Here is a 24771-nt window from a genome sequence, read left to right as displayed (position 1 = left end):
AGCCGCTCATGCGACGTGCCATTCGATAGGCATTGAGGGGAACCGACCTCGTCGAGGCCGGGCTTGTCGGCCGAACCGGGAGCGTCGTTTGTGGTGGGTGGCCCGGTCCGGCCGCGAACAGGAAGCGTTCAGTAGTCCCAGAAAACGGGCACCCAGCGGAAAGTGTCGCCATCCGCGGCCACACGTCCGACGGACGGGAATGGCAGGTGAGTGGCCACCAACTGTTCGCCGGTTTCCGCCAGTTCCGTCAGGAGACGGATGCGCACGCGGGCCGCCTCCTCGGGGTCGTGCTCGAAGCCGTTGTGCCAGTCGGGATGCTCGAAGCCGACCGCGAACACGGCGTCACCAGCGAATGTCAGCCGGTCGCCGCCGGAGGCCATGCGAACCACACTGTGGCCGGGGGTATGGCCTCCAGTTCGACGGGCGACGACGCCGGGGGCGACCTCATGCTCATCCTTGAACAACCGAAGCTGGCTGCGGTACTCCTTCGCGAACCGCTTGGCTGTTGCCCGGAGCGCGTCCGGGAAGCCCTGCGGCATGACGGCGTGGGTGAAGTCGGGCGCCTCCCAGAACTCGACCTCGGCGGCCGCAACGTGGATCCGAAGGTCCGGACGCATCCGCTCCTTGACCCCGTCGACGAGAAGCCCGCCGATGTGATCCATGTGCATGTGTGTCAAGACAACATCGGTTACGGACCCGAGATCGATCCCTGCCGCCTCCAGCCGCTTCACGAGTTGTCCGGCGCGCGGCAGGTTCAAATTCGGGTCCAACCCGAGCCCGGCATCGACGAGGATGGTCTGGCTGCCGCTCCGGACAACGACCACGTTCAGCGACCAATCGAACGCATCCGGCGGCAGGAACATGTCGTTCAGCCAAGCCGCCCGTTCGGTGGCGTCGGCGTTGTGTCCGAGCATCTTGGTAGGAAGCGGCAGAACTCCGTCGCTGATCACCAGCACGTCGATCTCGCCGACCCGCACGGCATAACGTGACGGAACTAGCTCTTCTGGACCCGGCTTCCCGGGACGCAAGGCGATGTCTAGGCTCATGATTATCTCCTGCTGATTACCGCTCTAATCACGGCTTGATTACGATGTATTAGAACGAATTGAATATCGATTGATCTTAGTGTTAGAAGATTCTATACTATATGATAGATAGATCATTGGAAATATAACGACTTGTTATGTGCTGATATTACGCAATATGAGCGCTACTAAAAATATTAAGGGCAGAGCCCAGGAAGGCCAATTTTTCGCGGGGGCAGGCATGGCCAAGGGTTCTCGCCCAGACCGAGATGGCGTGCGGATTTGGCTCCCCGCTGCCGCCGCCTAGCGCGACGCGGCCAGCTCGATCAGCGAGGCGACCCGCGCGGGATGAGAAATCATCACGACGTGCGAAGCTCCCTTGACCCTGACCGTCTTCACCGCCTGCGCACGCTGCGCCATGAACGCCATTGCCGCCGGCGGGATGTTCAGATCGCCCGTCCCGTAGATCGAGTAGGACGGCAGCGTCTTCCACGAAGGTGTGCCGGAGGGTTCCGCCAGTGCGGCTTCGGCGACGGGACGCTGCGTAACCGCCATCGCGGCTGCCTGGCGCCTCGGAACATCGGCAGCGAACTGGCTCGGGAACCTGTCCGGCTTGATGTAGAGATCGCGTCCTCCACTCACCAGTTCGACCGGGTGGATCGCGCTACTGAGAGTGCTTCCGGGAAATCTGCCGGTGAGCGACAGGCTGGATTCTCCTGTATCCGGCGCGAATGCGGCGACGTAGACCAGCGCCTTCACGTTCGGTTGCCCATTCGCAGCCTCCGTGATCACCGGGCCACCATAGGAATGGCCGACCAGCACAACGGGGCCGGCGATCGATCGGATGAGCGCTCCGACTTCCGCTGCATCGGCCTTTAGGCTCCGCAAGGGATTGGCGGCGGCGATTGCCCGGTATCCGCTCTTGTTCAACCGCGAGACCACGGCATTCCAGCTTGCGGATTCAGCAAAGGCGCCGTGGACGAGGATGATGGTCGGTCTGGCATGCGGCGCTGCATACAATGGCTGACTCGGCGCGCCGGCCAGTGCGGCTGCCACTGCGAATGTGAATGCGCTCGGTCTCATCTGCGTTCTCCTGTGTTCTCGGAGGGCGGCATGGCGAGGGTGCGCTTAGCGCGAGAGGACCGCCGCCAGTTCTGGGAATTCCCCGGGCAAGACGGGTTCTTACTTCCGGGATGGATTGCCGCGTGGGCAAGGCGAAGGGCAAAAGCGTTCTGCCGGCACGGGCCGCATCTGTGACGTTTGCAGCACAGCCTGTGGCGCGTTGCGCACTGCCCAGAAGGTCAGTACCAGTCCAAGGAGCGCCGGAAGCGTCACCGCTGGAAAGTCTCTTGGAATGACCGACGGAGAACAGATACCGACGGCAACCTCCCAAAAGTGAAACAGCGCGTGAGAGCAGAGCCATGCCGTCGCGGCCGCCCAGTATCCGACGCGGCGCTCCGGCAGGAGCAGACCCAAACCAAACGACACGCCCAGGAAGAGCTGGATCATCCCGATGTCGCGGATGAAGTGCTGGTTGAAGAAGCCCGTGTCGGTCACGCCCGGCACCAGTTCGTACCAGGCCAGCGGAGCAACGAGCATGAAGGCGCCGTTCAGGGACAGAAATATCCCGTTGAAGGCGACCATCGTCACGACGGCCGCTGCAACAGCGCGGTTTTGAGGCAGGACGGCCTTACCTGCGAAGACTTCTTTCATAGGTAGCTCCTCCCGAATGTGCGCCACGCCATGCAATCGAAATGAGTCCGAGAGGGCCGGCGGCGCGAAGACAGGACCGGAATTCTTCACATCGGAAGCTTGAGCCGCTATTGCCCTGACAGCAGCCTGCTCTCGATAAAAGTCGGTCCGACCTGTACATCTGCATAGGGATGACGGACCAAGGTCGTGCGCAGGGCTGCATGGTCGAGCGGTTTCGGCCGTTCGCCGCTCGCTTCGCGGCCTTTATCGATCCGCCAGTCGGACCGACAATTGTTCTGTTTTTTCCGGCCGAGACGGTTGTCGCTTGGAGCGGCGGACGAGCCCGATCTTGACCGCGACGAGCACCGGAGCCGCGACCACAAACAGCATCGCGACGGCAATGAACGCTGAGTCGAATGCGATCACGGTTGATTGCACGGTAACGGACTTTCCCAGCATGCTCCTGGCTCCTTGAGCGGCCGCCACTGGGTCGAGACCCTTTCCTGCGAGAATGGCGGCCACCGCCGTAAGGCGCTCGTTCACGGTCGGGATGCCCGAACTGATGTGCAGAGCGAATACGGTGGTATTGGCGGCGACGTTCCGGTCAATCAGCGTCTGGAGGGCGGCGACCCCGATAAGGCCGCCGAGCTGTCGCCCGGTATTGAAGATGCCGATGCCGGACGCAAGATTGTGACGGCGGAGATCGCCGAAAGCGATCAGCGTGATAGACAGGAACAGGAACCCGAGACCGAATCCGCGCAGCAGAACCGCCGGCATCATATCGGCGGTGCCGCTCTCGCTGGTCGATCCGGACAGCATCCACATCGCCGTCATCACCATGAGGATGCCGAAGGGCACCGTGGCGATCGGCGGAAGGCGACGAAACTGCATGAGCACGGCTGCCACGAGTAGTGCGGCGATGAAAAGCGCGCCGCTCGGAAGCAGGAGTTGTCCGGCATCTGTCGGCGTGAACGCCAGGACGGACACCGCGAAGGCGGGAATGAGATAGGCACTTCCGAAAAGCGCAGCGCCAGCTACAAAGCTGACCATGAAGGCGAAGAGGAAATCCTGAGATCGAAAGCAGCTAATATCGAGCAGACCTCGACGCTTCACCGCCGCCTGCTGCCCGATAAAGCCGACAAGGGAGGCCGCGCCGAGCCCGCTCAGCCATCTTATCCGTGGCTCTTCAAACCAGTCCCAGCGGCTGCCTTGGCTGAGAACATAGGCGAAGCAGAACATGGTGATCGAAATGAGAGCGACGCCAAGCCAGTCGAAAGGGCGTTTGGCGATGCTGGCGCTCTGCCGGTGTTCCGGGAGCAGGAGGATGCCGGCTCCCGCCAAGGCGATCGGAACGGCGCTGAAGAAGATCCAGTTCCAAGACTGATCGTCGAGCAGCCAGCCTTGGAGAGCGGGCGCTACAGTAGCGGGCGCAACGACTGCCCCAATGGCAAACAAGGCTTGAAGGACAGGCTGGTGTCGGCGCGGATAGGTGATGAACAGCAGCATCTGCCCCGCAACCAGCAGAGTGCCTCCGGAGAAGCCCTGAGCGGCCCGCAGCGCCACCAGCAGGTCCAGCCGAGTGGTGACAGCGGCCATGGCGCAGGCCAATCCCATCAGGAGAGTCGATCCTATCACCAGGCGATGTGGCTCAACGCGACTTGAAAGCGCATGGGCGGTCATGAAGGCGATCAGCTTAGATGTCGTGTAGGCAACGTCGAGCCACGCGAACTCGTCGGGCGTGGCGTGAACATCTCCGATGATGTCACTTCGCCCCAGCGACAGGACGGTGCCGGTGATCGCTTCCGTCAGCGTCGTCAGAACGATGCCCACGACCAGAAGCGCGTCGGATACGGCGCGGTTGCGAGTGGACACAATTCGAGCCTGCGACAGGGGAGCGGGCTCGGTCACGACGGGCTCGACAGGTCGATCGCAACGCGCGCCGAGAGGCCCGGTACGAGGCGGCCGGGCGGCGGATGGTCGAGAAAACGGATCTTGACCGGGACGCGCTGCACGACGCGAACGAAATTCCCGGTCGCATTGTCCGCGGGCAGCAGGCTGAATGCTGAGCCGCTGCCTGGGGCGAAGCTGTCCACGACACCGTGGAAGGCCTCGTCAGGATAGCCGTCGATCGTGATACGCAGCCGCTGCCCGGGCTGAATGCGCGCGATCTGGGTCTCCTTGAAATTTGCCACCACCCACAGATCGGCGATGGGCACCAAGTCTAGGAGCGCGACACCGGGCGCGACGAGCCTTCCGACACGGACCTGCCGATTGCCGATCACGCCATCGATCGGTGCACGGACGACGGTGTTATCCAGATCGATCTGCGCCAGTTCCTGTGTTGCCTGCGCCTGCGCGACAGCGGCTACCGCGGCCTCGCGCTGGGCGGCCAGAACAACGAGACGCTGTCGCTGCGCTTCCTCCGTTGCCGCCGCCGCCGACACGCCTGCCTCGGTCCGCGATCGCGCGGCCTCCGCTTCGTCGAGTTGCGCTTGGCTGACCGCACCACGATGGATGAGTTCGCTACGGCGATCCCAAGCCCGCCTTGCCAGGCTCAGCTCCGCCTCGGCCGATCGGTTCTGCGCCACAGCTTGTCTGATGAAGGCCTGTTGGAGTCGGGTCTCAGCATCGACATTCGTGACACGCGCTTGGGCTGCCTCGAAATTGGCGACCGCTTGTGCCAACCGGGCGCGATAGTCTCGGTCGTCGATACGGAACAACACGTCGCCCGCGCGCACGGCCTGATTGTCTCCCGCCTCGACGACAGTGACATAGCCAGCGACCTTCGGCGCAAGCGATGTCACGTCTCCCCTGACATAGGCGTTATCCGTAAAGGCCTCGTCGCTTGAGCTGGTTCGCACCCAGCCGCCGGCGGCTGCTGCCACGGCAACGAGGCATAGTGACAATCCGGCGATTTTTTTCTTCCTGGACAGCGTCACGGCGCAATCTCCGGTAATGATCGTTACCATTGACCGTTATGGTAATATGAATTACCGGTCAATGACGTGTTTTTGGGAAGGACCGTGAAGTCCCGTGAATGGATCGAAAGGAGAGCAATCGAGCATGCGACGTGAGGCGCTGCTCAGAGCGGCGGCCGAGGAGTTCTTCGAGCGCGGCTATGTCGCGACGAGCATCGACGCGATCATCCAGCGCGCCGGCGGATCAAAACGCAACATCTACAATGAGTTCGGCAACAAGGAGGGCCTCTTTCTCGCCCTTGTGGAGGCGAACGCTGACGCGGCTCTCGCCTCCTTGGAGCTGGACGAAGTCGATAGCCGCGACCTGCGTGAAACGCTGACCAAATTCGGCCTGCATCTTCTCGCCGTCTACATGTCGCCAACGCTGATCGGCATCTACCGTACCATCGTTACCGAGGCGACCCGCTTCCCCGACCTCGCCAAGTCCTTCTACGAGCGCGGCCCGGGGCGCACGACATTGCGGCTGGCAGTCGTGCTCGAAACGGCCAAAGAACGCGGCGAGATCAAGTCTGACGACACCCTCCGGCTGGCAGGCCATTTTGTCGGTATGATCCGCGACAATCTGCATCTGCAAGTCATCCTCGGCCTGCGCGCCCCGCCATCGGTTGCTGAGGCTCGGGAAGCCGTGGTCTCGGCCGTCGAGGTCTTCCTGAACGGCGCGGTCTCGCGAAACTCTACGTAGCTGTCCGCCCCAGTGAATGCGCGTTCCGACCTTGGCAACGCTATCCGGTCCACCGAGCGCACGCTGTTCGGCATGCATTTCGCTGGTACGAAACGCCTCGCGTATGTCGTGCACGGTCTGAGCATCCCGCTTCATCACCATTTGGATCAGCGTGTCAGCCAGAAGTTCTTCAAGCGTCGGCTCGGAAATCTCGCACATGTTCACCCCGATCGTGATTTTGAGGGGAACTCCGAGGCGGCCGATCAAAGCCGCCTCGAATAATCGTCGCGCATAGCGGCCAGGGCTACTTGAGCGGAGCGGGGCGAGCACTGCGTTTCGCAAGGATCTGGGTCGCCGCGATTGCCGCGATGCAGAGCCCCATCACCACATGTGTCCACATCGGAGCGGCAACGGCTCCAAAGCCCAACACGAAAGGAGCAATCACCGCCCAGGAGCCCAGGATGAGATTGTACCGAGCGGCGCCATTCTCATTTCGGTATAGTGCGATCGCGGAAAGGCACGCAATCAATCCCCCGGTGATGCCCGCGTTCCATGCTGCCAGCGGCGACCCGGCGAACGCCATAGAAGCGCAAGCCAAGCTGACTCCGAGGATCAAGTTGGTCCACTCAAGACCCTTGCTCGGCACTTCGTTCTTCATTTCAGTATCCTCTTTGCGAATTTCGGGAACCAAGAAAACAATTAGGTGCCCAATACGCAAAGTCTGATGATTTCCGGCGCCAAATCACGCTAGCTTATTTGAGAAATAACTTCACTGTTAAGACAGGAATCATGTTATAGAGATGCGCATTATCCTCTCACTCTGATGAGTCAGATATATACCTTTGGATATGTGGGTGTAATTCTTATAGCGCGAGCATTAATCCATGCCCGGCGTGCGATAATGGCGTCAGGAGAATGGCCTGCGTGTGCTTACTCGATGGCTCGCCAAAACGCTGTTGGACAGTCGACCATGTCCGGCCCTTGCCCGTCACAGTCGGTTGCAAGACGCCACCGAACAAGACCAGCTTGTCGGGGCCCGAAACCAGCGGCTCCTCGCCGTGGCCTACGGCACATCGGCGCGCAGTTTCGACGTCGAACCCGAGCGCAGCCTATTGAAACCAGCTTAGGCCATTCTGTCGACGCCCGTGGTGGCCGTCCTGCGGTCTACGATTGTGCCGTCGGGCGAATAGAAGAACTTGGCGCCGCTCGCTATCTGGTCGGAGTTGACGCCCTCCTTCGTGAGTTCCTTCCACAGGGCCGTCTTGTTCAGGGCAACAGTTGGGTTCTGCAACTCGGCATCGCCCTGATGGCGGGCGATGATCGCGTTGATAAGCTTCTGCTGGTCGGCCGAGGGGATTGCGACGTAGCCGCGCTCGTTCGCGGGGATTAACATTTGGATTGCAGGGTAATCGCCCGAAGCTTCCTGCTGGGCTTGATAAGCGAGCAAGTCGTCCTTGAACTCCTTGAGCTCCGCATCCGACGGCGATTTTTGCGCTTGGTTGGGCAGCGGTTGCGCCGACGGGCTCGATGGAGCCTTCGCTCCATTACCTTGCGCTGAGCCGAGGTCATAGGCGGGCCTATTGGGAAGGTAAGGTGAGCCGAACCCGGTAACGTTCATTTCCAACCCCATGCAACTCTCTTTGGCGTGGATCAGCAATCGCCGTGCCGTCAGCAGTCTCCGGGCAAGCTCGAAAAAAGCGAGCATTTACTATCACATAGGGCAAGGGCGCAGTCTTCAAACATCCTTGGCGGCGGCAAATTTTGCTCCGCAATCGGCAATGGTTTCCCACCGTAAAGTAGAATTAGAGCGCCAACCTAAGGGAGATGGCTTGTGGGTCGGTGTGGCTGGTAGGCTCGCGATGCTATCGCCATTCAATAAAAGGCCTCAGCATTGCAGCTCACTTCTGGTGCCTGCTGCGCCGAGGTAAGACCGGACGCAGTTCAAGGATACCCTTAGGCTTTAAGTCGCGCGGTAATCGCATGCAGGTTGAATGTCCGCTTCTCGGCGAAAGCCCAGCTTCCGCTTCTGGCGCTAGCCCGCTGTCGCCAATGGCAATTTCCCACCACCCTAACGGGGCCTTGGTCAGTTGAAGCGTGGATATCTACTCTCTGCTGAAGTCAGTACCTGAGGATGTAACTCCGTCCCCTCTTGCCGTCATGTGTTCAAGATCCAATCCCGGAACGCTGCGATCTTGGGCTGCTGCTGTCGGTTGTCCGGACAGACGAGATAATAGGCAAACTCCTCCATTCGAGCGGGCGGAAACAACTGGATCAAACGCTCGTCGCGCAGTTCATCCTCAAGCAGGGCAGCCGGGAGCAGTCCCGCGCCTTGACCGGCGAGCACCGCTTTTAGCAAGAGGCCGCTGTCATCGAAGGAGAGGCCACGCGCAGTCGTCCTTTCAGCAACGCCGTGCGTGTCAAACCACAGGCTCCAGCCCTTTCGTTCGGCATCGTGAACCTGCGGCCAACGCACGAGATCCGATGGCCGGTTCGGACGGCCGGCTCGGTCGATCAGATCGGGGGTGGCCACGGCGATCATCTCGACCGTGACGACGCGGTCGCTGCGAAGTCCGGGATATCGGCCCATCCCATGGCGGATCGCAACATCCGTGTCCGAGCGAGAAAAATCAACCAGTGCATTGCTGGTGACGATCTGCAGATCGATGCTGGGCTGCGCCGTTCGAAAGGATGACAATCGCGGCACCAGCCATGCCGATGCAAAAAAGGGCGTGGTGCTGACAGTGAGCAGCCCAGAATCCAGCTGGGCTGCGATCCGCTCGGATGCACCGGCGATCTGGCGGAATGCATTGCGTATCGATGGCAGATAATCGCGGCCCGCGTCAGTCAGAAAAATCCCTCGCGTCACCCGCTCAAAGAGCTTCACGCCGAGATTTTCCTCCAGAACCCGGATCATCTGGCTGACGGCCCCCGGCGTCACGCACAATTCTTCCGCGGCCAGTTTGATCGAGAGGTGGCGGGCAGCGGCCTCGAATGCCTTCAGCGCGTTAAGGGGAGGCAATCGACTCGGCATGAATTAGAAAATCTGATTCATCAGGGTTAAGTCTTCTGGTTTGTCCAAGCAGCGAGCGTCAGCATAATTCCCGCCGATATCAAGCGTCAATGCTGCAAGCAAGCCGCCAAGAATCGCATGAATTCTAAATCATAGACTGTCGTGCGTGGCCGCTGGAGAGGTTGGATCGGATGTCTTTCAACGTGGAGTTCTATGGTCTCACAGAGGTCGGAGAGCTTATCTCTCGCCGCGCCATCGCCTCAAAGGATGTCACCGAGGCGCTCCTTTCGCGCATTCGGCGTCTTGATGGTGAATTGCAGGCTTATGCAAGCGTCCTGGACGAGAGCGCCCTCCGCCAGGCGGAGGTTGCCGACCGCGAGATCGAGGCGGGAATCCACCGGGGCCCCCTCCATGGCGTTCCCATAGCCGTAAAGGACCTTTGCTGGATCAGGGGCGTCGCAGCGGCGGCCGGCACCGTGGTCCATAAGGACTATGTGCCGGCGCGCGATGCGACCGTCGTGCGAAAGCTCATCGACGCAGGGGCAGTGCTGATCGGCAAGACCCAGCTCACCGAGGGGGCGTATTCCGACTACCACCCATCGATTCCGCCAGTGCAAAACCCATGGAACGGCGACTATTGGGCGGGCATCTCCTCCAGCGGATCAGCGGTCGCGACCGCCGCCGGCCTGTGCTTCGGCGCCATCGCGTCCGACACGGGCGGGTCGATCCGTTGGCCCTCGGCCGCCAACGGCGTCAGCGGCCTGAAGCCGACCTGGGGGCGCGTCAGCCGTTATGGGACATTCGACCTCGCTCCCTCGCTCGACCATATCGGCCCGATTGCCCGGAACGTGATCGACGTCGCGGCGATCCTCAATGTCATTGCCGGGCATGACCTCAATGACCCGACGACGAGCGTTCGTCCGGTTCCCGACTACTTGGCCGACGCAAGCGCGAATGTACGCGGCAAGCGTATCGGGATCGACCCGCACTGGAACTCCGAAGACGTCGACGATTGGACACAGGCCGCACTGACGGAAGCCTGCGCGATATTCTCGAACCTGGGCGCCGAGATCGCCGAGGTGTCATTTCCCGATGTCCGCCAGATCGTGGCGGACTGGACACCGAACTGCGCGGTTGAAGCGGCAGTTGCCCATCAAGCGCCCTATGCCCTCCATAAGGAACAGTATGGCGCCATCCTATCGTCCGTCATCGAGAACGGAATGGCCGTTTCGGGGATGGCCTATCAGGAAATCCTTCGTCGCCGCGCGGCATTCCGTGGCCAGGTCGAGGCCCTGCTATCATCGGTCGACGCCATCCTGACGCCCGTCCATCCTTTCGCGCCGCTCACGCTGAAGACGATCGCAACCCTTGGCGAGCAGCCGGAGCTGATCGCCAAGCTGCAACGCTACACCTGCCCCTTCAACATGAGCGGCCATCCAACGCTGGCCTTCCCCGGGAGCGCCTCGGTGGAAGGCATGCCCATCGGCCTGCAATTGATCGCTGCCGAGTTCGACGAAAGCGCGCTTCTTGCTCTCGGCGCAGCGTTTCAGGACGCAACGTCCTGGCATCGTCGTCAACCGGGCCTCAGTGGCCCGCCGCGATCCTAAGGTCTTGGGAGCGGCCCGCATATCGCACGCCGAGACGGCTCGGCCCGCCAACAGAGGATAATCATGAACCTGGAAAGGCAATCGGCGATTTTTTACGGTTGGCTTGTGGTCGCCGCAGCCTTCGTCATAACCTTCGTCGGCTTCGGGAGCGCATACACATTCAGCTCGTTCCTGGACTCGCTCCAGCACGAGTTCGCGGCATCGCGCGGTTCGGTCTCGGCGGTTTTTTCGCTGGCCGGATTTATGTACTTCTCGCTCGGCATCGTTTCCGCGCCGCTCGCGGATCGAATCGGCGTGAAGGCGCTTTCCGCAATCGGAATGACGCTAGTCGGCCTCGGCCTCATTCTGGCCGGACAGGCGCAAACCATTCTCCAGGTCTATGCGGCCTATAGCATCGGTATCGGCGTCGGTGTCGGCTGTGCCTATGTGCCCACACTTGGCGCTGTGCAACGCTGGTTCGTCAAGCGCCGTGGTCTCGCATCCGGGTTGGCGGTCAGCGGCATTGGCGTCGGGACGCTCGTGATGCCGCCGTTCGCGCTTTGGCTGATCGCGGACATCGGCTGGCGGAACGCCTACACCACGCTCGGCGTCCTCGCGATCGTGGTCGGCCTGGCAGCGGCGTTCGTCATGGAGGACGAGCCTGGCCGCCGCGGCCTGCAGCCCGACGGCATCACACGTACCATCGTCGTTGGCTCCCTGCAGGCGGGCAATGATACGCCCGTGGGCCAAGCAATCCGGACGCGACGATTTGCGGGGCTCTATCTTGCGTCGTTCCTGAGCGCGCTTGGTGTCTTCGTACCGTTCGTGCATCTCGCGCCCTACGCGGTCGACCATGGTGTTCCCGCTTCGGCGGCAGTCTGGCTGCTTGGTGCCATCGGCATCGGCAGCACGATCGGCCGCTTCTTCCTCGGCGGCATCGCGGACAGGATGGGCCGCGAGAGCTTCCTGATCGCCATGTACATTGGCATGGCCGCCTCACTTCCGACCTGGATCCTTGGTGGCTCCTTGAGCCAGCTCATACTGTTTGCGTTGATCTTCGGTCTCTTCTACGGAGGGTGGGTCGCGATTTTGCCAGCAGTGGTCGCCGATCTGTTCGGTGCGCGTCATGCCGGCCGCATCATCGGGGTGCTCTATTCGAGCGTTGCCCTAGGCACGCTCGTTGGCCCAGGCGCGGCAGGCTTCATCTACGATCGCAGCCATAGCTACGTCATACCCATTGCCGTCAGCGCTCTCGCAAACGCCGGTGCCGCTGCCGTCATGTTTCTGGCGGCACGTCGAGCCTCCGCTGGCAGGGTGAGCAGATGAGCCAATCCATCCCACCCTATTGAGCCGCGGTGGAATTCGGTCGCCTTGGCCGCACCTCCGAACACTCCTTCGCAGTCTAACGCAGCGTATTTGGTGACCCGGAGCGCGCGCCCTTGAAGGGCGTCGCTATACGCGAACAGGTTCGGTTCCTTGTCCAAAATCTAAGAATGGCGTCCCCCCGGCAAGCGCGCTGACTATGGTCGACGGCATAAGATCTTGTCGATCGCCTTCCCTCGGGCGAGTTCATCGATGAGCTTGTCCAAGTAGCGGATTTCCCGCATCACTGGCTCGGCGATTTCCTCGACGCGGACACCGCAGACAATTCCCCTTATGCTGAGGCGCGCGGGATTGAGTGCCGGCGCCTGGGCGAAAAAGGTCTCATAGTCCGAGTTTTTCGCCAGCTGAGAGGCAAGTGCCTCTTGGCCGTAGCCGGTCAGCCAGTGGATGATCTGGTCGACCTCCACCTTCGTGCGCCCCTTCCTCTCCGCCTTGGCGACCAGAAGAGGATAAATCTTGGCAAAGCTCATTCTGTAGATGCGGTGCTGCGTCATCACTTGCTCTTTCCCGGCGCTGCTCGTGGCGTTTCCCGATGTCCATCTTCATATCGCGACCCTGCCGGGGGTTTGAGCTGCCCGGCCCAGGTAAGAGTTGCGTCGGACATGGTCACGAGATGATCGGCCGCTCAATGAGGGTGGGATTTTTCAGATCGACAAGGTGGCCGGTGCGCAATTGCTCCGGCTTGCCGGGCGGATGGAAAGGATAACGGAGGCAAAGAAGGCGACGAATCCGTCCACTCTCTAACAGCGTGTCCGCGACCATGCTCGCGGCGCGCCCGCCCATCGACTTGCCACCGATAACAAGCTCTCCCTGCCGAGCGCGTCGACGGCAGCGATATATCGCGGGTTTAGCTTTTCAGCGCGGGCCGACGGCATGCGCCCAACTGCGGTCCGCCGCCGCCATATAGTCGAACTCAAAGCGGGCAACGCGAAAGCCCTCTCCGGCTAAGGCATTTGCGGACGCCGTCATTGATCGCGAGCCCATCGGAGCTTCGGCCCCATGCGCCAGGAGGATCGTCACGTCGGCCTGGTCGGGGCCGTCGAAAAGAAACATTGCGCTGTCCCACGGGGCCGCTGTCAGCCGCAAACTTACCGCAGCAGATCTCCCGCGTCGGAGCCTTCCCAATGAGCAGTGGCGGCGACTCCTTCGGCACTGTTCGGCTTGCGGCCGGGCCCGTGCCTCTCTCTCAGGTCAGTGCCGGCTCTTCGGTTGCGTTGTCCAGATCTCTGCCCGCTTTCACACTGACCACTAGTGTCCATTGTTGGCGCACGCCTTTGAAAACAATCGTCTCCATGCTCAGCTTAAAGCTCGGCGACAATCCACCTCTTAAAGGCCACCATGGCGCCGGTTTCGGTCCGTGACCTCAATCGCGTCATCCAGTAGGCCCCGGTAACGATACCGACGTCGAGAGGCTGTACAATCCGACCGGAAGAGATATCGCGCGAGAACATCGCGGCGGGGACCAGCGCAACACCGAGACCTTGCGCTGCCGCTTCGACCAAGGCCAGCGAGTTATCGAAAATCCAGCCCCGCGCGACCGGCGGGGTCAGTCCCGCGGTAAGGAACCAGAGCGGCCATTCGTCCTGGCGGTATGAGCGCAGGAGGTGCTGGGCCAGCAGGTCAGCCGGAGTGCGGACTGACATGGCGAGGCCAGGGCTGCAGACCGGAGCGAGCGGGGCTTGCATCAGCTCGACCGCCTCTGTGCCGTGCCAGGCACCGTCACCGAAACGAATGAAAAGATCGAGGCCGTCGAGGAGCGTGTCGGCACGGTTGTTGTTCGTCTTGATCCGCACCTCGATCTGCGGGTGCCGCGCGTTGAAGTCCTGCAGGCGCGGCAGGAGCCACCCGAGGGCGAAGCTGCTGACCACGCCGATCGTGAGAATCTCGGCCGTGCCGCCGGTACGCAGTTGGTGCACCTTGTCGCTGACCCGACGTAGCGCATCCGTCAACACCGGCAGCAGCGCCTGCGCCTCCTCGGTCAGAGCGATGCCACGCGGCAAGCGCTCGAACAGCGTGAAGCCGAGATCTTTCTCAAGCAGCTTGATCTGATGGCTTATTGCGGTCTGGCCCACGCGCAGCTCCATCCCCGCCTTGGTCAGGCTACCGAGCCGCGCCGACGCTTCAAAGGCGCGCAGCGCGATGAGCGGCAATCTCGAAACATCCATCCAGAAGCCCCAATTTTATTCATATCAAATCTGAGTAACGATCATTTGGCTAGGGCCATGCGGCCTCGCTACCTCTGCGCCTCCCTCTGGAGACGCAACGCACATGACAACTCGCACCATTGATTTCCTTGCGGACCGGCGCTCATTCTTGATCGGCGCCGGCGCCACTCTAGTCGGCGCCGGGCATGCCGCGGCTGCTCCTGGGACTAGTCTCGATCTCAAGTCTCTTGAAGCCCGCCATGGAGGCCGTCTCGGGCTTTTCGCGACGCGGGACGGCCAGCGGGTCGGCTGGCGCTCAACCGAACGCTTCGCTTTCTGTTCGACATTCAAACTGTTTCTCGCAGCTTATGTGATGCAGACCGTGCAGCAGGGGCGCGATCGGCTAGACCGAGACGTCCCGATCACAGCTGCCGACATGGTGCCGCATGGGCCGGTCACGCAGCCGGCCATCGGCAGAACGCTCACGCTGGAAGAGCTGTGCAAAGCGACAGTCGAGGTTAGTGACAACCCCGCGGCAAATATTCTGATCCGCGAAATGGGCGGACTGGCTGCCTTCCAGCAGTGGTATGGCAGCATTGACGACCACGTCACGCGCGTGGATCGACTGGAAATTGAGCTGAATAGCGCCTTGCCCGGCGATATGCGCGATACCACGACGGCCGAGCAATATGTGGCCAACCTCGACCGCGTCTTGCGCGGCAACTTGCTTTCAGCGGCGCACCTGCAGTTGCTTACGCGTTGGATCACCGAGACACCCACCGGGGCCGGCCGGATCAAGGCCGGCGTCCCCGCCGGCTACACCGTCGGCCACAAGACCGGCACGGGCGCGCGGGGGACGCACAACAATATCGGCATCATTTGGCCGCCAAGCGGACCATCGATCCTGATCTGCGTGTTCTTCACGGGCGCACAAGACGCAACACCGGGCGCCATTGATGCCGTCGTAGCGGATGCGACGCGTCAAGCCATGAAGGCATTCGGGCTTCCATCTCGCTAGGGGAGCCGGTCGTCAGCATTCGCCGATATTTTCCGTGGCAAACTGCAACCACTGAGGTCGGGGTAACGGTTGTCGGTGGAAGTCGAATGCCCATTGATAGCGCACGATGGATGCGAGTCGAACGTGATCCACGATGATGCCCGCGCATGGATCACGCTGCGACAACCGCTATAATTGGAGGTACCACCGATGCATAATGGCTTTCACGCCTCAAATCGCGACCGGAAGCCCGTGCGATACGCGCTTTCAGAGAATGGTTCCTCGCGGAGATTGATCCCGCCGCAGAATAGCTGGGTCGATTATAACTAAACGAGGAAAGAGCCACCTGCTTGCAGAGTGTTGCACGGGAACGCTGACCGGCATGGCGGGACAGCAGCTTCTTCATCCGAGGCGTATCGCGCCGGACTTACCAGGAAGCCAGACGCTGATGCATTTCTCCGATACCAGCACATTCGCTCGTCAGATCCACTTGCACGCGGCCAAGGCGGATGGGCCCTATGTGATTGCGCTCGACGGACGCAGCGGCGTGGGCAAGTCGACTCTGGCAGCGCTGCTAGCAGATAAGGTGGGAGCGGCGCTCATTGAGGGTGACGACTTCTTTGCCGGCGGCACTGGGTTGCGATCAGATGCCCCCGCCATCCGCGCTGCCGACTGTATCGACTGGCCCCGCCAGCGCGCTGTGCTGGGCGCCTTGCGGCAGGGTCGCGCTGCCAGTTGGCGCGCGTTCGATTGGGAAGCTTTTGACGGCAGGTTGCAGTCAAGCGTGTCTGAGCTTTCACCGCGATCCGTCGTTATCCTCGAGGGCGTCTATTCGGCTCGGCCGGAACTCGCGGACCTCATCGACATGAAAGTTCTCGTGACAGCTTCAGACGCTTTCCGCAAAGCAAGACTGCTTGTGAGAGAGGGCATTATAGGTCCCTGGGAGCGCCAATGGCATGAAGCCGAAGAGCACTACTTCCGCGAGGTTATGCCCCTGGTCCGGTTCGATGCGGTCTTCGACGCGGCCAATTCGGATGATTGACCGTGATTGGACCTGATGAAGCTGCTGAAAAATTGTGGCAGAGATCCCTGCGCTGACACGCGAACCGGCTCGACGAGCTTTTGTCTCGACCGGCACCGCGGAATGTCGGCTTTCTGGCAGAGTTGCAAGTTCCGCTTATGGCGCAAAAGCCCGGCGAGATTAATGCCGGGCTCATGTCGTCTCAAAACGTGGTGCAACCGAGCTTAAGCGGCGGGGGCCGACTGGTTAAACGATCGCCGGCTGCTGGAGCCTATCGGCCATATCCCGCCGGCCGAGGCCGAGGAGCGCTACTGCGCCATGCTGGACGAGCCAGCCATGGCGGCATGTTTCAAACGAGATGGCCTCCGGGAAACCCCGAGCGATTCACTTTCTGCTCCAACCTTGTCAAGCGCTTGCACTGTGTTGGTTCTCGATTGGCTATGTTGGCGTAGGTTAATTTGGATGTTGCTGTAGCCATTCCAACAGCAGTACATAACTGACCGCCAGCAGCACCGGTCCTACGAAGATACCGAGCAGCCCGTCGACGATCATGCCACCGAGAACGCCGATCAGGATGATCGGCATGGGGACTTCAAGGCCTCTGCCGATCAACAATGGCCTGAGAACATTGTCGCTGAGTCCGACGACGATGTTCCAGATGAGGAAAAGGACGGCCGGCTGCGTCACTTCCGAATAAAAGACATAGATGACAATGGGTAAAGTCAACAGGACCAACGGCACCTGCATGATACCCAGCAAGAGAGCAATGAGGGTTAAGGGCCCGGCCGCCTGAATTCCAATGACGAAGAAGCCGACGCCCAGAAGCAGCGACTGGATCAGCGCCACGCCAACCACGCCGAGCCCCACGCCGCGGATCGTGGCTGCCGTCAGTTGGACCAGGTGCATTGCGCGGGCATCGCTTCCAGTGACCCGTTCTAGCGTGCGGCGAGCAAATTCCGAGGCATCCCGCCCACGAGCGATCAGCGCGGCGGCGATCGCGAATGAAACGACGAATGACAATTCGCCGATGGCAAGACCGCCGGCGAAGGAAGCGAACCATGCCAACGGGCCGCTGACTAAGTGGCCATATTTCGTCAATGCAGCCGGCAGGTTGGAGGCAACAAGAGACCAGATCTCCGTTAGCTTCTTTCCAACCAGCGGCGCGCCGTCGAGCCACAGCGGCGGCTGAGGCATGGTGACGCCTTGGCTCTGAAAGCTCGAGATCAGCGAATAGAGTGATGTCGCCAGCGACGTGACCAGAATCACCATAGGTCCCAGCATCAGCGCGACGCCGGTTAGGCCGATCAGCAGCGCCGATTCACGATTTCCAAGTCGCGGCACCAGCCGAAGATGGAGCGGATACAGCATCACCGCGAGGATCGCCGACCAAGTCAAAAGGAAGATGAAGGGAAGTACGATACGAGCGCAAGCAAATGCTAGAACGCCCACCAATCCGACTCGGATCGCGGTGTCGATCATGGTTGATGGCGCAACCGCGTCGCGGGACTGCAGCCCATTCCGGTCCATCGGTCAGGGTCCTTACTCAACGCGTTGTACGAGCTTGCCACCTCCGGTAACAGCCGACCGACCCTCCCCGGGCCGACTTTACCAAGGCAAGGAAGGCACTCGTCGGCCCTCCTTTGCTGGACTACGAGAAGCAGCCCCGCGCAAAGTGCCCGGCTGCTCACAGGTCCAAAGTGCCTGCAGTCAGAACTTGTAGTTCACGCCGACTCGAAGAAGCCCCGCACTACCGCTGCCGCTGGTTGTTGCGGTATAGGTCCCCGCCGGAAGGGCCCCACCTGCCGGGTTAACAAAGCTCTGCGTCCTTCTTCCCGCGCCGATGTCGACGTAAAGACCTTCGACCTTGATAGTCCAGTTGTTGGTGAAGGCATATTCGACGCCGCCGCCAATGGTCCAGCCGGCGTTGCTTGTGGCGTTGCCAGTGAGAGGGTTAGTGTTGAGGCCTCCATAGGCAAGGCCGCCCGTCATGTAGATCAGGGTGCGATCGATGGCGTAGCCCAGCCGAACGCGCACGGTGCCGAAATAGGCGCCGTCGCCTCCGCCCCGGCCGGCCCACCATGTATAGGGCCCCCAGGCGACATCGCCGCCCGTGTCGACATACTGGATGTCGGTCTCGATGCCGTAGACAACCGCGCCAGACTGCCAGTTGTAGCCAATCTGCCCACCACCGACGAACTGGCCATCACCGCCGCCGCCGCCGAGAGAGCCGGACGAGGCAGACGTTGGGCCAGTAACGATGACGCCGCCTGAATCGCTCCATCCCACGCCGGCGTTGAGGCCGACGTACAATCCAGTCCACGTGAACACCGGTGCGTAGACGATTGCAGGCGCACGACTTGGCAGGTCCGCCGCGAAGGCCGAGGCTGTTAGGCAGGCTGCTAGCATAGTCGCCGGTAAAAGGCCTAAGCGCATGTCACCCTCCTGATTTGATGAGTAAGTAGCTCGATAGTTACATATGAAACCAACTCTGGAATTTGAATTCTTCGTAAATTGCATCGTTTATGTACCCGAGGCGCATCGCGGGTATTACTCCCCGCGACGCGTTGGAGTCGCCGCAATCTGGCTCGCCGCTCCGGGCGGGGGGACCAATGGACGGCATGTGAGAGCTTCCGGACGGAAGCGCCGGCCGAACTTTCAGCGCCGGCCTGCCCGATTGACCGGGCCGCCGCGATTCATCGGTGTCCCGGGTCGCACTCCCACCCCCGGCGCTCCGACGCCCGGTGTCGCCACGGCGCGTGCGACCGGCCGTGGCCGCAGCACAACTCCGGGTCTCACGATGCACCCGGCAGGGTAATTGACATACTGGCAGTAAACGGCGGCACGGGCATCCCCGCTGTCCATCGAGGCGAATGCGGCAACGAGAGCCGACAAAGCGATCGCAAGCTTCATTTCTTCCTCCATCAACTATTGTCCGGGGTAGGCCTTGCAAAACGGCGCGGCGTGGAGTGCATCAGGATAGAAGGCTGGCCGACATGAGCACTCGCGGGCTTGATCAGATTGTCATCAGTGCGATCAGGACTGGTCCCCAGGCAGTCAGCAGAATGTTGCCGATTGCGTAAGGGACCGTGTAGCCGAGAGCCGGGATGCTGCTCTGGGCCTCGTCCTGTATCGCCCTGAGGGCGGCGGTAATGGTGCCGGCGCCGGCGCAGGCTCCGAGCACGATGAGCGGGTTCATCCTCAATACGTAGCGGCCGAAGAGAATCCCAACAGTGTGCGGGAGAAGCGCCGAGACCAGCCCGACGGCGACGAGACTGATACCGGTCGATTTCAGGCCGGCGACGAAACTCGGGCCGGCGCTGAGCCCGACGATGCCAATGAACATGCACAGCCCGACCGTGTCGAAGATCCAGATCGCCGCCTCCGGAATACGGCCGAAGAACGGGTATACAGAGCGCAGCCAGCCGAAAAGCAGGCCCATGAACAACGCGCCGCCGCTCGCCGTCAGCGTGAGCGGCACCCCCCAGACGACGACCGAAAGCAGGCCGAAGAGCCCGCCCAGGAAGATTCCCATTCCCACGAAGACCATATCGGTCGCCGGCGTACGTCGGTCGGAATAGCCGATCACTGCCGCGACGCGCTCGACCTCCGTCAGGGGCCCCACCAGAGACATGACGTCGCCGCGATTGAGGCGCGTCGTCGGGATCACCGGCATGGCGATGCCGGAACGTGTCAGCTTGGCGAGAAAGACCCCGCGCGCGAACTGACTTTCGGCCAGTTCCGCCAGCGACGTGTCGTCGAGCCTGCGGCTCGTCACGATCACATCGAGCGTTTCGAGCGGAATGTCCAACAGTTCGGGATCGCTTACCTCGGGGCCGATGATATCGCCGCGTGCGGCATGCACTTCGAAGCGCGCCATGACGACGATGACGTCGCCGGCCCGGATTCGATGATTCGAGGCGTGATCGAACAGGACATCACCACTGCGCCCGCGCAGGACGAAGACGCGAGACTTCTTCGGCAAAGCCTCGAGCTCCGCAATCGTCTTCCCAAACAGTTGCGCTTTCTCGACCCGGTAGGCGCGCACATCGAACAAGCGGGCGGCTGATGTGATACCATCGGCCTCGCCGGACGATCTCGCCTTGTCCAAATGCAGAGCTGCCGTAGCTTCGCGAGCGGCTTCGCGCAGGTCAATTCCCATAAGTTTAGGGCCTATCTTCGGAAGGAACCAGACCAGCGCGGTCGTCCCGACCAAATAGGTGACGGCGTAGGCCACCGGAATATTGTTCACGAGGGCCCGGCGCTCGGCCTCCGGCAGGTCGAGCCGCTGGATGGCCTCCCCGGCCGTTCCGATGACTGTCGATTCAGAAAATGCGCCGGCGAGCAGGCCTGCCGCCGTGCCCATGTCGTAGCCGAGCAGCTTGGCGAAGGTCAGCGCCACGAGTAGGCATGTCACGCACAAAACGACCGTAAGCGCCATCTGGGGAAGCGCGTCGCGTTTCAAGGCGCGGAAGAACTGCGGACCAACCTTGTACCCGGTGGTGAAGAGGAAGAGATCGAAGAAGACCGATTTAACGGTCGCTGGAATCTTGATGTCGAGCTGGCCGACTAGCACACCCGCCAGCAGGCAGCCGACGACGACGCCCAGGCTGAAGCTTCCGAACTTCAGCTTGCCAATCAGGAACCCAAGCGCAATCGTCAGAAAGATGGCGAGCTCGGGGTTGTTCTGCAGGGCTTCGATCACGAAACGCATGCTGGATCTTTCTGCAGAAGGATCAGACATCCGACCGTCCAAGCGACTGGTCGAATGTCTGGCGACGTGGCAACGAATGGTGCAGCCTTCAGCTCACTTCTCTTTGGTTGTCGCCGTTCCGCCAGCGGATTTCGCCGTGCTGAGCGCGAGGTTGTAGGCGTCAAAAGCTTGGCGGTAACCGCGGGCGACTGCTCGCGTGGCCCGTCCGATCTGGCCGTAGACCTCGTCGTCGAGATTGGCGAAGGACACGCGAACCGACCAGTCGGGCGCGTGGAAGCCGCCGCCGTTCAGCAGCACGATGCCGTGGTCCTCGGCGAGACGGAAGACGATGTCGAGCGGGTGAACGTGTTCCTTCATATAGGCCACGACCTCGGGGCCGACATATTTGTTGGCCCAGAATTCGAAATCGATCAGGCCGTAATAGCGATCATGCAGCAGGTTCTCCGGCACCTCGATGCCCAGCCCCTCGATCATCCGCTCGGCTCTCGCCCTGACGATCCCCATGCAGGTCTTCTGGTATAGCTTGGCCTCGTCCATTAACTCGGACAGCGAGAACATCGACATCATCACTTGCTGCGGCAAGGAGAGGCCGGCGGTGTGATTGAGCGCGATGTCGCGGCTGTCGGCGACGATGCGGTCGATCAGTTTCATTTCGCGCGGCTTCAGCGTCAGCGGCCCATAGCGGGAATCGAGCGCTGCCGAAATCTTCTCCGGATGGGCGGCGATGGCCTTGTCGAAGATATTCTCGCTGTGAATGGCGATCACGCCGAGCCGCCAGCCGGTGCAGCCGAAGTATTTCGAATAGGAGTAAACGCCGATCGTGTTGCGTGGCAGGGCGCCGAGAAGACCGCGGAAGCCCTTTACGAAGGTCCCGTAGACGTCGTCGGTCAGCAACAGGAGGTCGGGGCGCTTCGTCTCGACCAGCTTTACGATCTTGGCGATGGTCTCCTCGCTCAAGGCGACCGCGTAGGGATTACCCGGGTTGACGACGAAGAAGGCTTTGACCTTGGGATCTTCAAGCTTCTTTAGCTCCTCGTCTGTGAATTGGAAGCGGTTCTCCTGCGGCGCTGCGACCGAGATCACGTTGAGGCCGTAATCCTCCAGATGAGGCATTTCGAGGTATGGCGTGAAGATCGGCGTCGCGAGAGCGATCGTATCTCCGGCGTTCAGAAGCCGGTTTGCCTTCAGCGATTTGAAGATGTAGCACATCGCGGCCGTGCCGCCTTCGACGGCGTAGAGGTCGAACTGGCCGGATGGGCGCGGATCGCCGCACATCGCCCACTGTAAGTACTCGTGCACGACGCGCTCGTTATGGACGAGCATACGATCCGGGACCGGGTAGTTGTCGCCGATGATCGAGTCCACGAGTTCATGGACGAAGGCGTCCGGCTTGAAATCAAACTTCTTGACCGCGAAGGCGACCATGTCGCGTAGGAAGCCGGCGCCGGGCGCATCCTTGTGTTCGGCCAGCCACTCCTCGAGGCGCCTGGCGATCCCGTCGGCCTTAGGCATGCCGCCAATCCCGGCCGGCTTGTTCATCACACGCCGGCTTTCCGTGATCGCGAATTGCCCGAGCAAGAAGAAGCCCTCGCGCGGTGTCATCGCCACCCAGTTTGGATTGCCGCGGCCGGCATTGAGCAGAGCAATCGAGGAGTCTTGCGCGGTCAGCTTGGCGAGGCGGATCAGCTCGTCCTTGATCTCGAACGGGCTGAGTTTTTCGAAAGTCCGCAGAGTGACAGGATCCATGATCTTCTCCCGTTGAGAGAATTTATTCGCAAGGATAGATGCTAGGTCGTTAGGCCAGAAGCATGATAATCACCATGCCCCAGATGGTTAGAAGCGTGTTTCCGACAGCATAGGTTACAGTGTAACCCAGGGCGGGAACCTGACTCTTGGCGGTTTCGCAGACCATACCGAGCGCGGCCGTAGTCGTGCGCGCACCGGAACAGGCGCCGAGCAGAATGGCGGGATCAAAGCGAAAGATGTACTTTCCGACATACATCGACAGGATCAGCGGGATCGTGGTGGCCAATGCGCCCCAGAGGAAGAGGCCGACACCTTGCGTCTGCAATCCCTTGACAAAGCCCGGGCCCGCCGAGATGCCGACTACCGCAATGAAAATGTTCAGGCCGACGGAGTTCATGAACCAGACGGTCGAGCTTGGAATCCGGCCGAAGAGGGGGCGCACGGAGCGAAGCCAGCCGAAGACCAGACCTGAAATGAGCGCGCCGCCAGCGGTCGACAGTGTCAGCGGGACACCCCCGACCTTGAAGACGAGCGCGCCGATCAGCGCACCGAGCGTGATGGCGGCACCGATGAAGGCGACGTCGGCGACGTCGCTCGGACGGTCGGCGTGGCCGAGCGTCTTGGCGACGGTGGCGATGTCCTGGGTGCGGCCGACGACGGTTAGGATGTCGCCGCGATGGATCACAGTGTCCGGCAGGATCGGGATCGAGACGGCGGTGGCACCGCGCACGATCTTGCGCAGGAAGACACCGCGAGACGTCGGCATCTTTGACAGCTCGGTGAGAGTCTTGCCATCAGCGTCCTTGCTGGTGACGTAGACGTCGACGCCCTCGGCTTTGAGGTCGAGCAGTTCCGGATCCTCGATCTCTTCGGCGGTTTGGCCGATGAGGCTGACGAGCACCTCGCGCGGCCCAGCAATGGCGATGATGTCGTCTTCGCGCAGGATGGTGTCGACGGTGGCATCTTCGATGACGCCGTTGCGGCGGATGCGCTCGACGAAGACCCGGGCGTCCGGCACAAGCGCCTCTGCTTCCGCGGCGCGCATGCCAGCGACTTTTGCGCCCTGCCGCAAGCGGAAGGCTCGCAACTCAAAACGCCGCCATACTGAGCCTGGGCCGCCGATCTCCTTGCCGCCGCCGAGCTTTGCCTCGTAGTCCTTGCAGGCCTGGACGAGATCGATGTTGAGGAGCTTAGGTCCCAACAACGCCAAGACCATGGCGGAGCCGACGGTGCCGAAGATGTAGGTCACTGCGTAGGCTACCGGCATCGCGTCGAGATATTCCTTGGTCTGCTCGGCAGACAGCCCCAGGCGGTTGATCGCATCGGTTGCCAGGCCCATCGAGGCCGAAATGGTTTGCGTGCCTGCATAAAGGCCGGCGGCATAGCCCGGATGGTAGCCAGCGAACTTGGCTATCATGACGGGAACCGCGAGGCAGAACACAGTCACAACGACGGCAAAGACCGCCTGAGGAGCGCCGTCCTTGGCGATGCCGCGGACGAACTGAGGTCCGACGCCGTAACCCACCGCGAACAGGAACATCAGGAAGAACGTCGCTTTGACGTGGGGCGAGATCGTGATGCCGAGTTGGCCGATCACGACTGCGGCGATGAGCGTCGAGGTCACCGCGCCGAGGCTGAAGCCCTTATAGGCGAAGCCGCCGACATAATATCCGATTGCCAGCGACAGGAAGAGTGCGATCTCGGGGTAACTGCGTAGTGTTGTGACGAACCAGTCGAACATTCCGATCCCCTGTCTCTGGAATTTGAAGCCGAACAGCGTACCGACCACCTGTCAGCTCTGGGCTTGTCAGCTTGCG

21 protein-coding genes and 2 pseudogenes are annotated in these 24771 nt (G+C 61.5%); 6 read left to right on the top strand and 17 right to left on the bottom strand.

Going from position 1 to position 24771, the window contains the following annotated elements; translation table 11 throughout:
* Positions 1 to 128 precede the first annotated feature (128 nt).
* The 5 genes from ASE61_RS23925 to ASE61_RS23905 form a co-directional block, all read right to left on the bottom strand.
* The gene (locus ASE61_RS23925) at positions 129 to 1046 is read right to left on the bottom strand and encodes an MBL fold metallo-hydrolase (RefSeq protein WP_061971266.1); all 918 of its coding nucleotides are present in this window, start codon (positions 1044 to 1046) and stop codon (positions 129 to 131) included.
* A gap of 282 nt (positions 1047 to 1328) precedes the next feature.
* Complete coding sequence (locus ASE61_RS23920) at positions 1329 to 2108, bottom strand: alpha/beta fold hydrolase (protein ID WP_061971264.1); 780 nt, start codon at positions 2106 to 2108, stop codon at positions 1329 to 1331.
* 99 nt (positions 2109 to 2207) lie between these two features.
* Positions 2208 to 2738 (bottom strand): hypothetical protein, encoded by a 531-nt coding sequence (locus ASE61_RS23915; protein WP_200959683.1) that lies wholly within the window; start codon positions 2736 to 2738, stop codon positions 2208 to 2210.
* Between the two features lie 243 nt (positions 2739 to 2981).
* Complete coding sequence (locus ASE61_RS23910) at positions 2982 to 4625, bottom strand: DHA2 family efflux MFS transporter permease subunit (RefSeq protein WP_244493000.1); 1644 nt, start codon at positions 4623 to 4625, stop codon at positions 2982 to 2984.
* Positions 4622 to 5686 (bottom strand): HlyD family secretion protein, encoded by a 1065-nt coding sequence (locus tag ASE61_RS23905; protein ID WP_061971262.1) that lies wholly within the window; start codon positions 5684 to 5686, stop codon positions 4622 to 4624. The genes ASE61_RS23910 and ASE61_RS23905 overlap by 4 nt, the downstream gene beginning before the upstream one ends.
* Positions 5687 to 5780: 94 nt before the next feature.
* Here ASE61_RS23905 and ASE61_RS23900 point away from each other — a divergent pair, with 94 nt between their 5' ends.
* Positions 5781 to 6377, top strand: a complete 597-nt coding sequence (locus tag ASE61_RS23900) for a TetR/AcrR family transcriptional regulator (RefSeq protein ID WP_082617699.1) — start codon at positions 5781 to 5783, stop codon at positions 6375 to 6377.
* 283 nt (positions 6378 to 6660) lie between these two features.
* Here ASE61_RS23900 and ASE61_RS23890 read toward each other — a convergent pair whose 3' ends face one another.
* From ASE61_RS23890 to gcvA, 3 genes are all read right to left on the bottom strand, one after another.
* A complete protein-coding gene (locus tag ASE61_RS23890; RefSeq protein ID WP_061971257.1) occupies positions 6661 to 7014 on the bottom strand; it encodes an SPW repeat protein in 354 nt (117 codons plus the stop codon).
* 465 nt (positions 7015 to 7479) lie between these two features.
* On the bottom strand, positions 7480 to 8061 hold the full coding sequence (locus ASE61_RS23885; protein WP_061971255.1) for a hypothetical protein: 582 nt from the start codon (positions 8059 to 8061) through the stop codon (positions 7480 to 7482).
* Between the two features lie 450 nt (positions 8062 to 8511).
* Entirely contained in the window at positions 8512 to 9387 is an 876-nt protein-coding gene (gene gcvA / locus ASE61_RS23880; RefSeq protein WP_061971254.1) for a transcriptional regulator GcvA, read from the bottom strand.
* 170 nt (positions 9388 to 9557) lie between these two features.
* Here gcvA and ASE61_RS23875 point away from each other — a divergent pair, with 170 nt between their 5' ends.
* Both ASE61_RS23875 and ASE61_RS23870 read left to right on the top strand, forming a co-directional pair.
* On the top strand, positions 9558 to 10973 hold the full coding sequence (locus tag ASE61_RS23875) for an amidase (protein ID WP_061971252.1): 1416 nt from the start codon (positions 9558 to 9560) through the stop codon (positions 10971 to 10973).
* Positions 10974 to 11036: 63 nt separating this feature from the next.
* Positions 11037 to 12278, top strand: a complete 1242-nt coding sequence (locus ASE61_RS23870; protein ID WP_061971250.1) for an MFS transporter — start codon at positions 11037 to 11039, stop codon at positions 12276 to 12278.
* 194 nt (positions 12279 to 12472) lie between these two features.
* On the opposite strand, the gene ASE61_RS23865 is transcribed toward ASE61_RS23870, so the two are convergent.
* From ASE61_RS23865 to ASE61_RS23855, 3 genes and pseudogenes are all read right to left on the bottom strand, one after another.
* Complete coding sequence (locus tag ASE61_RS23865; RefSeq protein ID WP_061971248.1) at positions 12473 to 12829, bottom strand: DUF2200 domain-containing protein; 357 nt, start codon at positions 12827 to 12829, stop codon at positions 12473 to 12475.
* A 112-nt stretch (positions 12830 to 12941) separates the two neighbouring features.
* A pseudogene (locus tag ASE61_RS23860) lies at positions 12942 to 13388 on the bottom strand (alpha/beta family hydrolase).
* Positions 13389 to 13636: 248 nt separating this feature from the next.
* Positions 13637 to 14500, bottom strand: a complete 864-nt coding sequence (locus tag ASE61_RS23855) for a LysR family transcriptional regulator (RefSeq protein ID WP_061971247.1) — start codon at positions 14498 to 14500, stop codon at positions 13637 to 13639.
* A 103-nt stretch (positions 14501 to 14603) separates the two neighbouring features.
* On the opposite strand from ASE61_RS23855, the gene bla reads away from it, so the two are divergent.
* From bla to ASE61_RS27305, 3 genes and pseudogenes are all read left to right on the top strand, one after another.
* Positions 14604 to 15497 carry a class A beta-lactamase gene (gene bla / locus ASE61_RS23850; RefSeq protein ID WP_082617698.1) on the top strand — a complete coding sequence of 298 codons (894 nt, stop codon included), beginning with the start codon at positions 14604 to 14606 and terminating at the stop codon, positions 15495 to 15497.
* A gap of 361 nt (positions 15498 to 15858) precedes the next feature.
* Positions 15859 to 16518: a uridine kinase gene (locus tag ASE61_RS23845; protein WP_142022882.1), complete on the top strand. Its 660-nt coding sequence runs from the start codon at positions 15859 to 15861 to the stop codon at positions 16516 to 16518.
* Between the two features lie 219 nt (positions 16519 to 16737).
* Positions 16738 to 16971 (top strand): annotated as a pseudogene (locus ASE61_RS27305) (hypothetical protein); the annotation flags it as partial.
* Here the strand turns inward: ASE61_RS27305 and ASE61_RS23840 are convergent.
* The 6 genes from ASE61_RS23840 to aspT (ASE61_RS23820) form a co-directional block, all read right to left on the bottom strand.
* Positions 16951 to 17976, bottom strand: coding sequence for an AI-2E family transporter (locus ASE61_RS23840; RefSeq protein ID WP_244492999.1), 1026 nt, complete (start codon positions 17974 to 17976; stop codon positions 16951 to 16953). The pseudogene ASE61_RS27305 and the gene ASE61_RS23840 sit on opposite strands and share 21 nt — an antisense overlap.
* A 228-nt stretch (positions 17977 to 18204) precedes the next feature.
* Positions 18205 to 18930: an outer membrane protein gene (locus ASE61_RS23835; RefSeq protein ID WP_061971242.1), complete on the bottom strand. Its 726-nt coding sequence runs from the start codon at positions 18928 to 18930 to the stop codon at positions 18205 to 18207.
* Between the two features lie 222 nt (positions 18931 to 19152).
* Positions 19153 to 19407: a hypothetical protein gene (locus tag ASE61_RS27300; RefSeq protein WP_082617729.1), complete on the bottom strand. Its 255-nt coding sequence runs from the start codon at positions 19405 to 19407 to the stop codon at positions 19153 to 19155.
* 103 nt (positions 19408 to 19510) lie between these two features.
* Entirely contained in the window at positions 19511 to 21208 is a 1698-nt protein-coding gene (gene aspT / locus ASE61_RS23830) for an aspartate-alanine antiporter (protein WP_061971240.1), read from the bottom strand.
* A 93-nt stretch (positions 21209 to 21301) separates the two neighbouring features.
* Positions 21302 to 22954: a bifunctional aspartate transaminase/aspartate 4-decarboxylase gene (locus ASE61_RS23825; RefSeq protein ID WP_061971238.1), complete on the bottom strand. Its 1653-nt coding sequence runs from the start codon at positions 22952 to 22954 to the stop codon at positions 21302 to 21304.
* Between the two features lie 49 nt (positions 22955 to 23003).
* Complete coding sequence (aspT, locus tag ASE61_RS23820) at positions 23004 to 24695, bottom strand: aspartate-alanine antiporter (protein WP_061971543.1); 1692 nt, start codon at positions 24693 to 24695, stop codon at positions 23004 to 23006.
* Positions 24696 to 24771 lie beyond the last annotated feature (76 nt).

The sequence above is a fragment of the Allobosea sp. Root670 genome (assembly GCF_001429415.1).
Lineage (GTDB): Bacteria > Pseudomonadota > Alphaproteobacteria > Rhizobiales > Beijerinckiaceae > Allobosea > Allobosea robiniae.
This window is presented reverse-complemented; position numbering and strand designations above follow the sequence as displayed.

Bases quoted from the DNA above. Each gene is read 5' to 3' on its own strand.
- ASE61_RS23905 (WP_061971262.1), bottom strand. From the start codon at position 5,686: ATGGTAACGATCATTACCGGAGATTGCGCCGTGACGCTGTCCAGGAAG.
- ASE61_RS23845 (WP_142022882.1), top strand. From the start codon at position 15,859: ATGGCGGGACAGCAGCTTCTTCATCCGAGGCGTATCGCGCCGGACTTA.
- ASE61_RS23900 (WP_082617699.1), top strand. From the start codon at position 5,781: ATGCGACGTGAGGCGCTGCTCAGAGCGGCGGCCGAGGAGTTCTTCGAG.
- ASE61_RS23870 (WP_061971250.1), top strand. From the start codon at position 11,037: ATGAACCTGGAAAGGCAATCGGCGATTTTTTACGGTTGGCTTGTGGTC.
- ASE61_RS23825 (WP_061971238.1), bottom strand. From the start codon at position 22,954: ATGGATCCTGTCACTCTGCGGACTTTCGAAAAACTCAGCCCGTTCGAG.
- aspT (WP_061971240.1), bottom strand. From the start codon at position 21,208: ATGCGTTTCGTGATCGAAGCCCTGCAGAACAACCCCGAGCTCGCCATC.
- ASE61_RS23835 (WP_061971242.1), bottom strand. From the start codon at position 18,930: ATGCGCTTAGGCCTTTTACCGGCGACTATGCTAGCAGCCTGCCTAACA.
- aspT (WP_061971543.1), bottom strand. From the start codon at position 24,695: ATGTTCGACTGGTTCGTCACAACACTACGCAGTTACCCCGAGATCGCA.
- ASE61_RS23855 (WP_061971247.1), bottom strand. From the start codon at position 14,500: ATGGATGTTTCGAGATTGCCGCTCATCGCGCTGCGCGCCTTTGAAGCG.
- ASE61_RS23840 (WP_244492999.1), bottom strand. From the start codon at position 17,976: ATGATCGACACCGCGATCCGAGTCGGATTGGTGGGCGTTCTAGCATTT.
- gcvA (WP_061971254.1), bottom strand. From the start codon at position 9,387: ATGCCGAGTCGATTGCCTCCCCTTAACGCGCTGAAGGCATTCGAGGCC.
- ASE61_RS23915 (WP_200959683.1), bottom strand. From the start codon at position 2,738: ATGAAAGAAGTCTTCGCAGGTAAGGCCGTCCTGCCTCAAAACCGCGCT.
- bla (WP_082617698.1), top strand. From the start codon at position 14,604: ATGACAACTCGCACCATTGATTTCCTTGCGGACCGGCGCTCATTCTTG.
- ASE61_RS23920 (WP_061971264.1), bottom strand. From the start codon at position 2,108: ATGAGACCGAGCGCATTCACATTCGCAGTGGCAGCCGCACTGGCCGGC.
- ASE61_RS23865 (WP_061971248.1), bottom strand. From the start codon at position 12,829: ATGACGCAGCACCGCATCTACAGAATGAGCTTTGCCAAGATTTATCCT.
- ASE61_RS23875 (WP_061971252.1), top strand. From the start codon at position 9,558: ATGTCTTTCAACGTGGAGTTCTATGGTCTCACAGAGGTCGGAGAGCTT.
- ASE61_RS27300 (WP_082617729.1), bottom strand. From the start codon at position 19,407: ATGAAGCTTGCGATCGCTTTGTCGGCTCTCGTTGCCGCATTCGCCTCG.
- ASE61_RS23925 (WP_061971266.1), bottom strand. From the start codon at position 1,046: ATGAGCCTAGACATCGCCTTGCGTCCCGGGAAGCCGGGTCCAGAAGAG.
- ASE61_RS23890 (WP_061971257.1), bottom strand. From the start codon at position 7,014: ATGAAGAACGAAGTGCCGAGCAAGGGTCTTGAGTGGACCAACTTGATC.
- ASE61_RS23885 (WP_061971255.1), bottom strand. From the start codon at position 8,061: ATGCTCGCTTTTTTCGAGCTTGCCCGGAGACTGCTGACGGCACGGCGA.